This window comes from Mycolicibacter sinensis, assembly GCF_001667945.1.
In the GTDB taxonomy this organism is placed as follows: domain Bacteria; phylum Actinomycetota; class Actinomycetes; order Mycobacteriales; family Mycobacteriaceae; genus Mycobacterium; species Mycobacterium sinense_B.
This window is the reverse complement of record NZ_LZJK01000159.1, coordinates 72,647-86,207: the sequence shown is the minus strand read 5'-3', so window position 1 is coordinate 86,207 and position 13,561 is coordinate 72,647. Positions and strand designations below refer to the sequence as shown.

13 protein-coding genes and 2 pseudogenes are annotated in these 13,561 nt (G+C 69.3%); 12 read left to right on the top strand and 3 right to left on the bottom strand.

Translation table 11 applies throughout. The features are described 5' to 3' along the window. A pseudogene (locus tag A5694_RS24815) lies at window positions 1–241 on the bottom strand (FAD-dependent oxidoreductase); the annotation flags it as partial. Here A5694_RS24815 and A5694_RS21360 point away from each other — a divergent pair. The 6 genes and pseudogenes from A5694_RS21360 to A5694_RS21335 form a co-directional block, all read left to right on the top strand. Then, window positions 242–1,006, top strand: a pseudogene (locus A5694_RS21360) (NAD(P)/FAD-dependent oxidoreductase); the annotation flags it as partial. Window positions 1,007–1,156: 150 nt separating this feature from the next. Continuing rightward, window positions 1,157–2,197 carry a phosphotransferase family protein gene (locus A5694_RS21355; RefSeq protein WP_064924304.1) on the top strand — a complete coding sequence of 347 codons (1,041 nt, stop codon included), beginning with the start codon at window positions 1,157–1,159 and terminating at the stop codon, window positions 2,195–2,197. Between the two features lies 1 nt (window position 2,198). After that, window positions 2,199–2,960, top strand: coding sequence for an SDR family NAD(P)-dependent oxidoreductase (locus A5694_RS21350; protein WP_064924290.1), 762 nt, complete (start codon window positions 2,199–2,201; stop codon window positions 2,958–2,960). A gap of 15 nt (window positions 2,961–2,975) precedes the next feature. Continuing rightward, window positions 2,976–4,280: an acyl-CoA dehydrogenase family protein gene (locus A5694_RS21345; protein WP_064924303.1), complete on the top strand. Its 1,305-nt coding sequence runs from the start codon at window positions 2,976–2,978 to the stop codon at window positions 4,278–4,280. Beyond that, window positions 4,277–4,876, top strand: a complete 600-nt coding sequence (locus A5694_RS21340; RefSeq protein ID WP_064924289.1) for a TetR/AcrR family transcriptional regulator — start codon at window positions 4,277–4,279, stop codon at window positions 4,874–4,876. The genes A5694_RS21345 and A5694_RS21340 overlap by 4 nt, the downstream gene beginning before the upstream one ends. Then, window positions 4,876–5,844: an NADPH:quinone oxidoreductase family protein gene (locus A5694_RS21335; RefSeq protein ID WP_064924288.1), complete on the top strand. Its 969-nt coding sequence runs from the start codon at window positions 4,876–4,878 to the stop codon at window positions 5,842–5,844. The genes A5694_RS21340 and A5694_RS21335 overlap by 1 nt, the downstream gene beginning before the upstream one ends. Here A5694_RS21335 and A5694_RS21330 read toward each other — a convergent pair. Then, complete coding sequence (locus A5694_RS21330) at window positions 5,831–6,208, bottom strand: lipocalin-like domain-containing protein (RefSeq protein ID WP_064924287.1); 378 nt, start codon at window positions 6,206–6,208, stop codon at window positions 5,831–5,833. The genes A5694_RS21335 and A5694_RS21330 overlap by 14 nt on opposite strands. Continuing rightward, complete coding sequence (locus tag A5694_RS21325; RefSeq protein WP_064924286.1) at window positions 6,208–7,698, bottom strand: acyl-CoA carboxylase subunit beta; 1,491 nt, start codon at window positions 7,696–7,698, stop codon at window positions 6,208–6,210. Before A5694_RS21325 ends, A5694_RS21330 begins: the two co-directional genes overlap by 1 nt. A gap of 108 nt (window positions 7,699–7,806) precedes the next feature. Here A5694_RS21325 and A5694_RS21320 point away from each other — a divergent pair, with 108 nt between their 5' ends. The 6 genes from A5694_RS21320 to A5694_RS21295 all read left to right on the top strand — a co-directional run bounded on the left by A5694_RS21320 (window position 7,807) and on the right by A5694_RS21295 (window position 13,560). Continuing rightward, entirely contained in the window at window positions 7,807–8,883 is a 1,077-nt protein-coding gene (locus A5694_RS21320) for a phosphotransferase family protein (RefSeq protein ID WP_064924285.1), read from the top strand. Beyond that, a complete protein-coding gene (locus A5694_RS21315; RefSeq protein ID WP_064924284.1) occupies window positions 8,873–9,691 on the top strand; it encodes an enoyl-CoA hydratase/isomerase family protein in 819 nt (272 codons plus the stop codon). The genes A5694_RS21320 and A5694_RS21315 overlap by 11 nt, the downstream gene beginning before the upstream one ends. Window positions 9,692–9,821: 130 nt before the next feature. After that, window positions 9,822–10,622: an MlaE family ABC transporter permease gene (locus tag A5694_RS21310; RefSeq protein ID WP_109535785.1), complete on the top strand. Its 801-nt coding sequence runs from the start codon at window positions 9,822–9,824 to the stop codon at window positions 10,620–10,622. A gap of 3 nt (window positions 10,623–10,625) precedes the next feature. Beyond that, a complete protein-coding gene (locus A5694_RS21305) occupies window positions 10,626–11,480 on the top strand; it encodes an MlaE family ABC transporter permease (protein ID WP_064924282.1) in 855 nt (284 codons plus the stop codon). 70 nt (window positions 11,481–11,550) lie between these two features. Beyond that, window positions 11,551–13,128, top strand: coding sequence for a methylmalonyl-CoA mutase family protein (locus A5694_RS21300; RefSeq protein WP_064924281.1), 1,578 nt, complete (start codon window positions 11,551–11,553; stop codon window positions 13,126–13,128). Then, window positions 13,129–13,560, top strand: a complete 432-nt coding sequence (locus A5694_RS21295) for a cobalamin B12-binding domain-containing protein (RefSeq protein ID WP_064924280.1) — start codon at window positions 13,129–13,131, stop codon at window positions 13,558–13,560. Window position 13,561: the final 1 nt, after the last annotated feature.

Here is a 13,561-nt window from a genome sequence, read left to right as displayed (position 1 = left end):
CGAGCAGGCTGGCCGCCGCTTCGCAGCCGATGAAGCCGGCACCGATCACCACCGCACGGCGGGCGGCCGCGGCGTCGCCGCGCAGCACCAGACTGTCGTCGAACGATCGGACCACCCGGATGCCGTTGAGCTCGCCGAGGCTGGGGATGCGCCGCGGCACCAGCCCGGTGGCGATGACGAGCTGGTCGTAGGGCAGCACGGTGCCGTCGGCGAGGGCCACCGTCTGCGCTGCGGTGTCGACGCCGCGGCCGCCCGCCGTGCGGTGGTGATCGGTGCCGGCTTCATCGGCTGCGAAGCGGCGGCCAGCCTGCGCAAGCTGGGCGTGGACGTGGTCCTGGTCGAGCCGCAACCGGCCCCGCTGGCTGCGGTGCTCGGTGAGCAGATCGGCGAACTGGTGGCCCGGTTGCACCGGGCCAACGGTGTCGACGTGCGTAGCGGCGTGGGGGTGGCCGAGGTCCGCGGCGACGGCCGTGTGGAGACCGTCGTGCTCGCCGACGGTGCCGAGCTGCCCGCTGACCTGGTGGTGCTCGGCGTCGGTTCGCGGCCGGCCACCGAGTGGCTGGGCGGCTCTGGCATCGATGTCGACAACGGCGTGCTGTGCGATCTGACCGGGCGTACCAGCGCGCCCAACGTGTGGGCCGTCGGCGACGTGGCGTTCTGGCGCGGCCGGGGCGGGCACGAGACGCGGGTGGAGCACTGGAGCAACGTGGTCACCCAGGTCCGAGTCATGGTGCCGACCATGCTGGGCCGCGAGTCCCTGCACGACGTGGCGGTGCCGCCGTACTTCTGGAGCGACCAGTACGACGTCAAGATCCAGTGCCTGGGCGAGCCGCAGGCTACCGACACCGTGCACCTGGTCGAAGACGATGGTCACAAGTTCCTGGCCTACTACGAGCGCGACGGCGTGCTGGTCGGTGTCGTCGGCGCCGGCCGGCCCGGCAAGGTGATGGGCGCGCGGGCCAAGATCGCCACCGGCGCTCCGATCTCCGAGGTGCTCATTCCTTAGCGCGAGTCCGCGCGTCCCCGGCCGATACTCCGTGGCGTCGGCCGAGAAGGCGCACGCCCGAGCGGCAGATCTCCCGGATCGGCCCCGCCGGACCCTTCCCTTTCCCGCGGAGAACGGTATTCTCCGTAGGGAGATTGAAAGGTGCAGGCGATGGGTGGTGTGCAGGATCCTCGGCTCGACGCGGCGGCATTGGGACGCTGGCTCGACGCCAACGGTGCCCCCGGCAACGGTGAAGAGCCGTTATTGGAAGCACTGACCGGCGGCTCCCAGAACACCCTCTACCGGCTGCGCCGCGGCGAGGCCACCATGGTGCTGCGGATGCCGGGCACGCGGGCCGATGCCGCCCGGATCGACGGCCTGCGCCGCGAGATCCGCCTGGTGCGGGCGCTGTCGGGAACCGATGTCCCGCACGCGGAGCTGATCGCCGCCGACGACACCGGCGATCTGCTCGGCATGCCGTGCTACGTGATGGCCGAGGTGGACGGCTGGAACTCCACCGGCAACGCCTGGCCGGCCCCGTTCGACACCGACCTGACCGCCCGCCGCGGCCTGGCCTTCGAGTTGGTCGAGGGCGCCGCCAAGCTGGGCCGGGTGGACTGGCGCGCCCGCGGCCTACAGGGCTTCGGCCGCCCGGACGGCTTCCATGAGCGCCAGGTCGACCGCTGGCTGGCGTTCCTGGACCGCTACCGGGTGCGCGAGTTGCCCGGCCTGGACGAGGCGTCGGACTGGCTGCGGCGCAACCGTCCTGAGCGCTACACCCCGGGGATCATGCACGGCGACTACCAGTTCGCCAACGTGATGTACGGCCACGGTGCCCCGGCGAAGCTGGTCGCGATCATCGACTGGGAGATGACCACCATCGGCGATCCGCTGCTGGACCTGGCCTGGGCGCTGCTGGGCTACGACGGCGAAAACCCGCGCACCCAGGGTTATTACGCCGACCTGGCCGGCATGCCGACCCGCACCGAGCTGCTGGAACGCTACGAGCAGGTGAGCGGGTTGTCGACAGACAACATCGACTACTACCTGGTGCTGGCCAACTGGAAGCTCGGAATCGTGCTGGAAAAGACTTACGCTGCTTCGGTGACCAGCTCTCAGGTCGATCCGGAGATCGCGGCGGCGATGGGCCCGATGATCCCGCAGCTGATCGCCACCGCGGCCGAGTTGGCCCGTTCGTCGACGGGCTGCTGACATGGGTTACGCCGACGGGCTGTTCGACTTGACCGACCGGGTGGTGCTGGTCACCGGCGGCAGCCGCGGCCTGGGCCACCAGATGGCGCTGGCGGCCGCGCGCTGCGGCGCCGACGTGGTGATCGCCAGCCGCAAACTCGACGCCTGCCGGGCCGCCGCCGCGCAGATCGAGGCCGAGACCGGCCGCAGCGCACTGCCTTACGCCGTGCACGTCGGGCGCTGGGATCAGCTCGACGGCCTGGTCGACGCGGCCTATCAACGGTTCGGCCGGGTCGACGTGCTGGTGAACAACGCCGGCATGTCGCCGGTGTACGACAAGCAGACCGACGTCACCGAGAAGATGTTCGACGCGGTGGTCAACCTCAACCTCAAGGGACCGTTTCGGCTCTCGGCGCTGATCGGCGAACGGATGGTGGCCGACGGCCGCGGCTCGATCATCAACGTCAGCACGCACGGCTCACTGCGCCCACACCCGTCCTTCGTCCCCTATGCCGCGGCCAAGGCCGGGCTCAACGCCATGACCGAGGCACTCGCGCACGCGTTCGGCCCGACGGTGCGGGTCAATACGCTGATGCCCGGGCCGTTTCTCACCGACATCGCCGCGGCGTGGAGCTTCGAGGGCGGCAAGAACCCGTTCGGGCACTTCGCCTTGCAGCGGGCCGGAGAGCCGCGTGAAATCGTCGGCGCGGCACTGTTTTTGATGTCGGATGCATCCAGCTACACCACCGGCTCGATCGTGCGCGCCGACGGTGGCATTCCCTAACAGGAGGACGTGGACATGGCATGGGATTTCTCCACCGAACCGGAGTTTCAGGCGAAGCTGGACTGGATCCGGCAGTTTGTCCGCGACGAGGTGGAACCGCTCGAGGTGCTGTTCCCCGGCTGCGAATACCTGCCGCTCGACGACGAGCGCCGCCGGATCGTCGATCCGCTCAAAGACCGGGTGCGCGAGCAGGGCCTGTGGGCTCCGCATCTGGGTCCCGAACTCGGCGGTCAGGGCTTCGGGGCGGTCAAGCTGGCCCTGATCAACGAGATCCTGGGCCGGACCAGCTGGGCACCGATCGTCTTCGGCACCCAGGCTCCCGACACGGGCAACGCCGAGATCCTGGCCCGCTTCGGCACCGCCGATCAGAAGGACAAGTATCTGGCCGGGCTGCTGTCCGGAGAGATCTTCTCGTGCTTCTCGATGACCGAACCGCAGGGCGGTGCCGATCCGCGGGTATTCACCACCCGGGCCGTCAAGGACGGCGAGGAGTGGGTGATCACCGGGCGAAAGTACTTCTCCTCCAACGCTTCGGTCGCGTCGTTCTTCATCGTGGTGGCTATCACCGATCCCGACGTACCGGTGCACCGCGGCGCGTCAACGTTCCTGATCCCGGCCGGCACACCGGGTCTGGTCATCGAAGCCACCCACCACCTGGTGGGTTCGCATCCGCATGAGGCAGGGCACTCGCTGGTGCGTTACGACGATGTGCGGGTGCCGGCTGACGCGATCCTCGGGGAACCGGGGCAAGGCTTCCTGATCCTGCAGAATCGGCTGGCCGGGGGGCGGCTGCACCACGCCATGCGCTCGATCGGGGTGGCTCAGCGCGCCATCGACATGATGGCCCGGCGCGCGAAAAGCCGATTCACGCAAGGAAGTTCACTGGCCGACAAGCAGCTGGTGCAGCAGTTCATCGCCGACTCGTATGCCGAGCTGATCCCGTTCCGGTTGACGGTGTTGCACGCCGCCTGGCTGATCGACACCGCCGGCGAGCACGCGGCCCGCGCCGAGATCGCGGTGTGCAAGATCCTGGCGTCGCAGGTACTCAAGTCAATCGGGCTGCGCGCCATCCAGGTTCACGGCGCGATGGGCCTGACCGAACAGCTGCCGCTGGCCGGGGTGTTGCTGGGTGGGGTGGCGCTCGGGTTGGCCGACGGGCCCACCGAGGCGCACAAGGTGAACCTGGCCCGGCTGCTGCTCAAAGGCTACGAGGCCGAGGACCCGGAATGGCCCAGCGAATTCCTGGACAACCGCATCGAGGCCGCCCGCGCCAAGTACGGCGATCTGGTCGAGCACATTCCCGCGGTGCCCCGGACGTGAGCACCCGGGTCGATGCCGCCGTACACCGGGCACTCGACCTGCGCCAGCAGCAGGCCACCGCCGAGGTGGAACGCATCCTGGCGGCCGCCGTGACGGTGCTGGAGCGGGTCGCCCCCGACGAGCCGCGGGTATCCGACATCGTCGCCGAGGCCGGATCGTCGAACAAGGCGTTCTACCGGTACTTCACCGGCAAAGACGAACTCTTCCAGGCGGTGATGGAGCGCGGTGTCGCGATCGTCGTGTCCTATCTGCAGCACCAGTTGGCCAAGGAGACCACCCCGGCCGGTCAGGTGGAGCGGTGGATACGCGGTACGGTGGCGCAGGTGTCCGACCCCCACCTGTTGAGCATGAGCCGCGCGGCCAGCACCCAGCTGACGGCCGCCGGGGTCTCCGACGACGAAATCCTGCGCCCGCTGCGCGATCTGCTCACCGAACCGGTGGCGGCGCTGGGCGGTTCCGACCCGGGGCGGGACGCGGACACCGTCTTCACCTGCACGCTGGCCACCATGCGCCGCTACCTGGGCGGCAGCGCCCAGCCCAAGCGCGCCGACGTCGATCATCTGGTGGCGTTCTGCCTACGAGGACTGGGAGTCTGATGCGCGCGATCGTCTGCCAACGGTACGGACCGCCGGAAGACCTGGTGCTTCAAGAACTTCCCGACCCCACGCCCGGCCCCGGCACGATGGTGGTGCGGGTGCGGGCCGCGGCGGTCAACTTCCCCGACGTGCTGCTGATCGACGGCAAATACCAGCTGAAGATCCCGACCCCTTTCACGCCCGGCAGCGAACTGGCCGGTGATGTGATCGCCGCCGGTGACGGGGTGCCCTTCGTCCCCGGCGACCGGGTGGTGGGCACCTCGTTCGTGGGTGGCTTCGCCGAGCAGGCGCTGTTGCCCGCCGCGGCGGTCAGCGCGATACCCGACGGCGTCGACTATGCCGCGGCGGCCGGGTTCGGCGTCACCTACCGCACCGCCTATCACGCGCTGCGCTCGGTCGCCCAAGTGGACGAAGGCGATTGGGTGGTGGTACTCGGGGCGGCCGGCGGGGTCGGGCTGGCCGCGGTCGATCTGGGGGTGGCGCTGGGGGCGCGGGTACTGGCCGCCGCGTCCAGCCCGGAGAAGCTCACGGTGTGCACCCAACGCGGCGCCGAAGCCGTGGTCGACTACGACCGCGAGGACCTCAAGGAGCGGATCCGCGCGATCACCGGCGACGGCGCCCGCGCGGTGCTCGACCCGGTCGGGGGACCCTACGCCGAACCGGCGCTGCGCAGCCTGGGCCGCGGCGGGCGCTTCGTCACCCTCGGCTACGCCGCCGGGGCGATCCCGGCGATCCCGCTGAACCTGGTGATGCTCAAGGGCATCACGGTGCAGGGCATGGAGATCCGGACCTTCGCCACCGACTACCCCGAGCAGAACGAGCGCGATCTCGCCGAGCTCGCGCAGCTGTTCGCCGACGGCCGGGTCAGCCCCTACATCGGTGCCCGCTTCCCGCTCGCCGACACCGCCGCGGCGCTGCGCTATGTGGCCGACCGCAAGGCCATCGGCAAGGTCATCATCGACGTCTGACCCAGACCAGCGTGCTGTGGCTGGTCACACCTGAATTGGTGGTCGTCGCCGACAAGGTCAGCCGATCACCGTCCACGGTGGCGCGGCGTAGCTGCGGGGAGGCCAGTAGCTCCGGCAGCATCGACACGCTCACCTCGTGAAGCACCGTCGCGGTGTCCTCGTCGACGCGAAACCTCCCGCCGTAGGCGATGTAGCTCCCGGAGCCGTCGGTCAGTTGCGCCGACATGTAGCCGTCGGCGGTGTAGAGGATCAAACCGCGTGGGGCCGCACCGAACGGATGGGTGACCACGCCGCTGGCCGTGTCAACGGAACTGAACGACGACAGCTCCCAGCCGCCCAGGAGCGCTTCGCGCAGAGTGCTCATCAGGGCATGATGACGGTTCGGGTCACCGGCTCGGCGACCGCCTGCCGGCTACGCAGACCACGCCGCAGGGCGGAAAGCAGCGCATCGCGGGTCTCGCGCGGGTCGATGAGCTCATCGAAGCCGAGCTGTTTGGCGGAGTGATAGGACGCCTGCAACTCGGTGTCGCGCAGCTTGGCCGCCAGGTCCTCCCCGGCGTGCGAGGCGGCGCTGAGCGCGGCCGCACTCATCGCCCCCATCGTCGCCCCCGGATAGGCGAACGTCGCGACCTGGGCGTCGAACCCGAGCAACGACATCACCATGGAACCGAAGCCGTAGGCCTTGCGCAGGGTCAGATGCAGTTTCAGGGTGCTGGCCGCGGTCTGGGCGGCGAACATCCGGGCGCCGGCCCGCAGCACACCGCTGCGCTCCGAACGGCTGCCCGGCAGCATGCCGGGATTGTCGGCCAGGAACACGATCGGCAAATGGAATGAATCGGCCACCATGATGAAGTGGGCGGCCTTGTCCGCGGCGTCGGCGTCGATCGAGCCGGCCAGCACCTGCGGCTGATTGGCCACCACCGCCACCGGATGGCCGCCCAGATGAGCCAGCGCGCAGATGATCGCGGGCCCGAACCGCGGCTGCACCTCGAACCAGTCGGGCGCATCGAAGATGACGTCGAGCACCGCGCGCATGTCATAGACGCGACGGTTGTCGCGCGAGACGATGTCGAGCAGCTCCGGGGTCGGCCGCGACGCGGCGGCCGGGCCGGCCGGTGACGCCGGCGGATACGACCAGGCGCTCGACGGGAAGTAGGACAGGTAGCGGCGGATGTCGTCGAGCACCGCCGCGTCGTCGGCGGCCAAGTTGTGGATCACGCCGCTGTGCAGGGCGACCTCGGGACCGCCCAGGTCCTCCTTCGAGATGTCTTCGCCCGTCGACTCTTTGACCACCGGAGGCCCGGCGGTGAAGATCGCACCCTGCGGGCTCATGATCCGGAAGTCGCAGACCGGCCCCACCAGGGCCCCGTGGCCGGCCGACGGGCCCAGTACCGCGGCGACGGTCGGCACCTTCCCCGAGCACTGCGCCTGCGCGAGCAGGTCGGTGGGGGTACGCCCGTAATGCTCACCGGTGGGCCGGAAGCCGGCGCCTTCGAGCAGCATCACCAGCGGGATCTTGTCGCGCAGCGCCAGTTCGGCGATCCGGTAGCGCTTGGCGTTGCCGCCGGGGCCGATGCTGCCCGCCAGTGTGGTGAAATCCTCGGCGCCCACCATCACCGGGGAGCCGTTGATCTCACCGGAGCCGACCACGATGCCGTCGGCGGCGATCTCCCCGCCGACCATGGTGCCCAACTCACGGAACGTTCCCCGGTCGAGCAGGTGCTCGATGCGGGCCCGCGCGTCGAGCTTGCCCTTGGCGCGGTGCTTGGCCAGCCGCTCGGCGCCGCCCATCGCCTGGGTGTGCCGGCGCCGCCGGTCCAGGTCTTCCAGCGTGTCCTGCCAGCCGTTCGTCATCTACCGGACCTCATTCGTTGACCATACTGAAATTGTTACTGTAGCGTCACGCGGCATGGCCGCCCGGAGCATCGCAGCGATGAGTTCCGTTGCGCCGGAGCGTCCTCGATGAACCGCCGCATCCCGCGGCATCCGCAGGATGTCACCAGCGCGTGGCTCTCGGCTGCCGTCGGCGTCGAGGTGACCGCGGTCGACGTCGTGCCGGTCGGCACCGGACAGACCGGCGCCACCTACCGGGTGTCGGCCACCTACGCCGGCACTCCCGACGGCCTGCCCGGCACCTTCGTGATCAAGCTGCCGGCCGGCGACGACGCGGTCCGTGACCGCGTCGTCCTGGGCTATCGCAGTGAGTGTGCCTTCTACGCTGACGTCGCCGATCGCGTCCGGATACCGGTACCGCAGTGCTTCCACTGCGAAATCAATGCTGACGCAACCGAGTACGCCCTGCTGCTCGCCGACCGGGCGCCTGCAGCCCAAGGCGACCAGATCGCCGGCTGCGATGAGCGGCAGGCGCGGCTGGCGGTGACCGCGCTGGCCGGGCTGCACGCCCCCACCTGGTGCGACGAGCAGTGGCTGACGTTCCCCGGCCTGGCGATGACCCAGCTGGACGAGGCGGGCGCCAAGGGCATGGGCGACATCGCCCGGATGTGCGCCGAGGCCACCGTCGAGCGGCTCGGCGCGCGACTCGGGCCTGCCGACTGTGCGACGTTGACGGATGCACTGGGCCTGATCACGCCCTGGGTGTCCGCGCCGCTGGGCCGGTTCGCGCTGATCCACGGCGACTACCGGCTGGACAACATGCTGTTCAGCCCCGACGGTGAGCAGATCTGGGTGGTCGACTGGCAGACCTTGGGCGTGGGCCTGCCGGCCCGGGATCTGGCGTTCTTCACCGCCACCAGCCTGGCGCCCGAGCTGCGCTCGGCGATCGAGGCCGACCTGGTCGCCGCGTATCACGCCGCGTTGCTGGGCTACGGTGTGACCGCTTATGACTGGGAAACCTGTTGGCAGGACTACCGGTTCGGGATGCTGCAGGCTCCGCTGATCTGTGCGCTCGGGCTGGTCTTCGCGACCGGCACCGACCGCGGCGACGACATGTTCGTCACCATGTTGCGGCGTGCCTGTCAGGCGATCCGGGACCTGGGCACGCTGGAGCTGGTGGGAGAGGTCTGTGCACATGAATGCTGAGTCACCGCGACCGCCCGAAGGCGACTGGCTCGGAACCCCGTTCCTGAAGTTCCGGCGGGAGGGGCCGATCGCGGTGTGCACCCTGGACCGCCCCGAGGCCCGTAACGCGATGACCCCGGCGATGTACTTCGGTATTCGCTACGCGGTGGGCCGGGTCAACGCCGACCCGGACCTGGCCGGGCTGTTGATCACCGGCACCGGTGACGTGTTCGCCCCGGGCGGGGACATGGGCGGCGGCGGTGCGGATGACTGGATCACGTTCGGCTCCGCGCTGGGCATGGACGTCACCCCCTTCGACGCCCTGCGCAGCTCGGTCAAACCGATCGTCTCGGCGGTCAACGGACTGTGCCAGGGCGGCGGCCTGCAGATCGCCCTGTGCAGCGACGTCGCCGTGGTCAGCGACCGGGCGACCTTTCGGGTTCCCGAGCTGTTCCGCGGCATCGCCGACACCTACTACAGCCAGATGCTGGCCCGGGTGGTCGGGCCGGTGCGAACCCGTGACCTGATGTTCACCGGCCGCACCTTCGCCGCGCAGGAAGCGCTCGCGTGGGGCATGGTGGCACGTGTGGTCCCGCATGACGACCTGCCCGACGCCGCCCGCGAGGTGCTGGCGCAGTGCTGCCGGACCGCGCCGGCCGCGCGGGCGGTGGTCAAGTCGAGCCTGGACGCGTATCTGGGTCTGTTCGACCGGATCGGGATGAGCACCAGCCTGGGCGCGCCGGAGGCCGTCGAAGGCTTCCGGGCGTTCAAGGAGCGCAGGTCGCCGGAGTGGGTGCACCCGGCGTTACGGCTCGACGGACGGCTGTAGCTGCGTCGTTTGCTTCAAATGAGAATGCGTGTGCACGAAAATCAGAAGCTGCTATCGCACAAACCAGGAATCGGATAGGATCCACTCGCGTCGTGTCGCCAGTGTGCTGAAGGAGCCTGCCGCTATGGGGATGAAGGAGCTGATTCCGCGGTCCCCGCAGCTGGCGGTCGGGCGCTTGGCCGAGCCGATGCAGGCGATCGGCGGGCTTTTCAGCATGACCGTCGACGCGGTGAAGTTCATGTTCCGGCGCCCGTTTCAGGCCCGCGAATTCCTTGAGCAGTCCTGGTTCGTCGCCCGGGTCTCGCTGGCGCCCACGTTGCTGGTGGCCATCCCGTTCACCGTCCTGGTCAGCTTCATCCTGAACATCCTGCTGCGTGAGCTCGGTGCTGCGGACCTGTCCGGGGCCGGCGCGGCGTTTGGCGCGGTCACCCAGGTCGGGCCGATGGTGACGGTGTTGATCGTCGCCGGCGCCGGTGCCACCGCGATGTGCGCCGACCTGGGCTCCCGCACGATCCGCGAAGAGATCGACGCCATGGAGGTGCTGGGCATCAACCCGGTGCAGCGGCTGGTGACCCCGCGCATGTTGGCGGCCGGGCTGGTGGCGTTGCTGCTCAACAGTCTGGTCGTGATCATCGGCATCCTCGGCGGCTACGTCTTCTCGGTGTTCGTGCAAGACGTCAACCCCGGTGCATTCGCGGCGGGCATCACGCTGCTGACCGGTGTGCCCGAGCTGATCATCTCCTGCGTCAAAGCGGCGCTGTTCGGCCTGATCGCCGGCATTGTCGCCTGCTACCGCGGCCTGACCATCTCCGGCGGCGGCGCCAAGGCCGTCGGCAACGCGGTGAACGAAACCGTGGTGTACGCGTTCATGTCGTTGTTCGTGGTCAACGTGGTCGTCACGGCGATCGGCATCAAGATGACGGCGCGCTGAGCCGTGGCGCTGCGGGCCCTGCAGGCGGTCTATCCGGGCGTGACCCGGCAGGTTCGGCGACCCATCGCCGCGCTGGGCCGGCTCGGTGACCACACCCTGTTCTACGGCCGGGCGATCGCCACCGCGCCGTTCGCATTCACCCATTACCGCCGTGAGGTCGTCCGGCTGATCGCCGAGATCAGCATGGGCACCGGGACCCTGGCGATGATCGGCGGCACCGTGGTGATCGTCGGGTTCTTGACCCTGGCGGCCGGCGGCACCCTGGCGGTGCAGGGCTACAGCTCGCTGGGCAACATCGGCATCGAGGCGCTGACCGGCTTCCTGGCGGCGTTCATCAACGTCCGCATCTCGGCCCCGGTGGTCGCCGGGATCGGGTTGGCGGCCACCTTCGGCGCCGGGGTGACCGCGCAGCTGGGCGCGATGCGGATCAACGAGGAGATCGACGCGCTGGAGTCGATGGCGATTCGCCCGATCGCCTATCTGGTCAGCACCCGCATCGTCGCCGGACTGGTGGCCATCACCCCGCTGTACTCCATCGCGGTGATCCTGTCGTTCCTCGCCAGCCGATTCACCACGGTGTTTCTCTTCGGGCAGTCGGCCGGCTTGTACGACCACTATTTCCGCACGTTCCTCAACCCCATCGACCTGCTGTGGTCCTTCCTGCAGGCCTTCCTGATGGCGGTCACCATCTTGCTGATCCACACCTATTTCGGCTATTTCGCCGCCGGCGGCCCCGCCGGGGTGGGGGTCGCGGTCGGGAACGCGGTGCGCACGTCGCTGGTCGTCGTCGTGTCGGTGACGCTGCTGGTCTCGCTGTCGGTCTACGGCGCCAGCGGCAACTTCAACCTGGCCGGATAGCCGCTGCGACCCGGCCATGTGACATAAGTGGTATTGGCATTCTCATTTTTTGCAAGTACCGTATCCATCGATGAGCGACCCAGTGCAGACCTCCTCGGGAATCCCCCTGAAACCGGTGTACGGGCCGGACGACCGGCGCGAAGAGCCGCCGGCGCCCGGGACGTATCCGTTCACCCGGGGCAACTTCGCGTCCGGCTACCGCGGCCGGCTGTGGACCTTCCGGCAGTACTCCGGGTTCGGCACCGCCGAGGAGTCCAACCGGCGCTACCGCTACCTGCTGGACCAGGGCGGCACCGGCCTGTCGGTCGCGCTGGACCTGCCCACCCAGTGCGGGTACGACTCCGACGATCCCGAGGTCGGTGAGGAGGTCGGCCGGGTCGGGGTGGCGGTGGACACGCTGGCCGACGCCGAGATCCTGTTCGACTCGATCCCGCTGGACAAGATCAGCACCAGCTTCACCATCAACGGGACGGCGGCGATCCTGCTCGCGTTCTACGTCGCCGCCGCCGAGCGCAAGGGCGTGCCCCGGGCCAAGCTCACCGGCACGATCCAGAACGACATCCTCAAGGAGTACGCGTCGCGTGGCACCTGGATCTGGCCGCCGGAGCCGTCACTGCGGCTGATCGCCGACACCATCGAGTTCTGCGCCGCCGAAGTGCCGCGCTTCAACGCGATCTCGGTGGCCGGTGCGCACTTTCGCGACGCGGGCGCCAACGCCGTGCAGGAGATGGCGTTCACCCTCGCCGACGGTGTCACCTACTGCGACACCGTGGTGGAACGCGGGCGGATGACCATCGACCAGTTCGCCCCGCAGGTCTCGTTCTTCTTCTACACCCACGGCGACTTCTTCGAGGAGGTCGCCAAGTACCGCGCCGGACGGCGCCGCTGGGCCACCATCGTGCGGGAGCGCTACGGCGCCGACTCCGACAAGGCGTCGATGTTCCGGTTCGGTTGCGTGGCCGGTGGGGCGTCGCTGTTCGCGCCCCAGGCGCAGAACAACCTGGTGCGGGTGGCCTACGAGTCACTGGCCGCGGTATTGGGCGGGGTGCAGTCGATGTTCACCGCGGCCTGGGACGAGCCGTTCGCGCTGCCCAGCGAGGAGTCCGCGACGCTGGCCCTGCGCACCCAGCAGATCCTGGCCTACGAAACCGGGGTGACCCGGGTAGCCGATCCGCTCGGCGGCTCCTACTTCGTCGAGGCGCTCACCGACGCCACCGAGGAACGCATCATCGAGATCATGGACGACCTGGAGCGCCACGGCGGCATGGTGCGCGCCATCGAGGACGGCTACCTGCAGGGCCTGATCGCCGACGAGGCGTTCAAGATCCACCACGAGATCGAATCGGGCGAGCGCCCGGTCGTCGGCGTCAACAAGTTCACCAGTGACGAGCCGCCGCCGGAGATCGCCACCTATGAGCTCGACGCCGAGGGCCGCGACACCCAGCTCAAGCGGCTGGCCCGGGTCAAGGCCGAGCGCAACGCCGGCGACGTCGCCGCCACGCTGGCCGCGCTGGCCCGCGCCGCCGAAGGCGACGACAACCTCATGCATCCCCTGATCGACTGCGCCAACGCCTACTGCACAGTGGGCGAGATGGTCTCGGCGCTCAAGTCGGTCTGGGGCGAGTTCCAGCAACCGGTGGTGTATTAGATGACTTCTCCACTCGCTTCTTCTGTGCCGGTCCCGGCCCGGGTCCTGGTCGCCAAGCCCGGCCTGGACGGCCACGACCGCGGCGCCAAGATCGTCGCGCGGACCCTGCGTGACGCCGGCTTCGAGGTCATCTACACCGGCATCCGGCAGCGCGTCGAGGACATCGTCGCCACCGCCCTGCAGGAGGACGTGGCGGTGGTCGGGCTGAGCATTCTCTCCGGCGCCCACGTCGCACTGACCGCCCGCATCGTCGACGCGCTGCGCGCCGCGGACGGCGGTGACATCGCGGTGGTGGTCGGGGGCACCATCCCGCAGTCCGACGTGCCCAAGCTGCTGTCGCTGGGCGCCGCGGCGGTCTTTCCCACCGGAACCTCGCTGGACGACCTGGTGACCGGGGTCCGGGAGGTCATCGGGCAAGCGGAGGCGAACTGAT

What these genes read in the sequence shown, in the direction of transcription:
- A5694_RS21355 (WP_064924304.1), top strand. Translation starts at nt 1,157, where the DNA reads ATGGGTGGTGTGCAGGATCCTCGGCTCGACGCGGCGGCATTGGGACGC.
- A5694_RS21350 (WP_064924290.1), top strand. Translation starts at nt 2,199, where the DNA reads ATGGGTTACGCCGACGGGCTGTTCGACTTGACCGACCGGGTGGTGCTG.
- A5694_RS21345 (WP_064924303.1), top strand. Translation starts at nt 2,976, where the DNA reads ATGGCATGGGATTTCTCCACCGAACCGGAGTTTCAGGCGAAGCTGGAC.
- A5694_RS21335 (WP_064924288.1), top strand. Translation starts at nt 4,876, where the DNA reads ATGCGCGCGATCGTCTGCCAACGGTACGGACCGCCGGAAGACCTGGTG.
- A5694_RS21330 (WP_064924287.1), bottom strand. Translation starts at nt 6,208, where the DNA reads ATGAGCACTCTGCGCGAAGCGCTCCTGGGCGGCTGGGAGCTGTCGTCG.
- A5694_RS21325 (WP_064924286.1), bottom strand. Translation starts at nt 7,698, where the DNA reads ATGACGAACGGCTGGCAGGACACGCTGGAAGACCTGGACCGGCGGCGC.
- A5694_RS21320 (WP_064924285.1), top strand. Translation starts at nt 7,807, where the DNA reads ATGAACCGCCGCATCCCGCGGCATCCGCAGGATGTCACCAGCGCGTGG.
- A5694_RS21315 (WP_064924284.1), top strand. Translation starts at nt 8,873, where the DNA reads ATGAATGCTGAGTCACCGCGACCGCCCGAAGGCGACTGGCTCGGAACC.
- A5694_RS21310 (WP_109535785.1), top strand. Translation starts at nt 9,822, where the DNA reads ATGAAGGAGCTGATTCCGCGGTCCCCGCAGCTGGCGGTCGGGCGCTTG.
- A5694_RS21300 (WP_064924281.1), top strand. Translation starts at nt 11,551, where the DNA reads ATGAGCGACCCAGTGCAGACCTCCTCGGGAATCCCCCTGAAACCGGTG.
- A5694_RS21295 (WP_064924280.1), top strand. Translation starts at nt 13,129, where the DNA reads ATGACTTCTCCACTCGCTTCTTCTGTGCCGGTCCCGGCCCGGGTCCTG.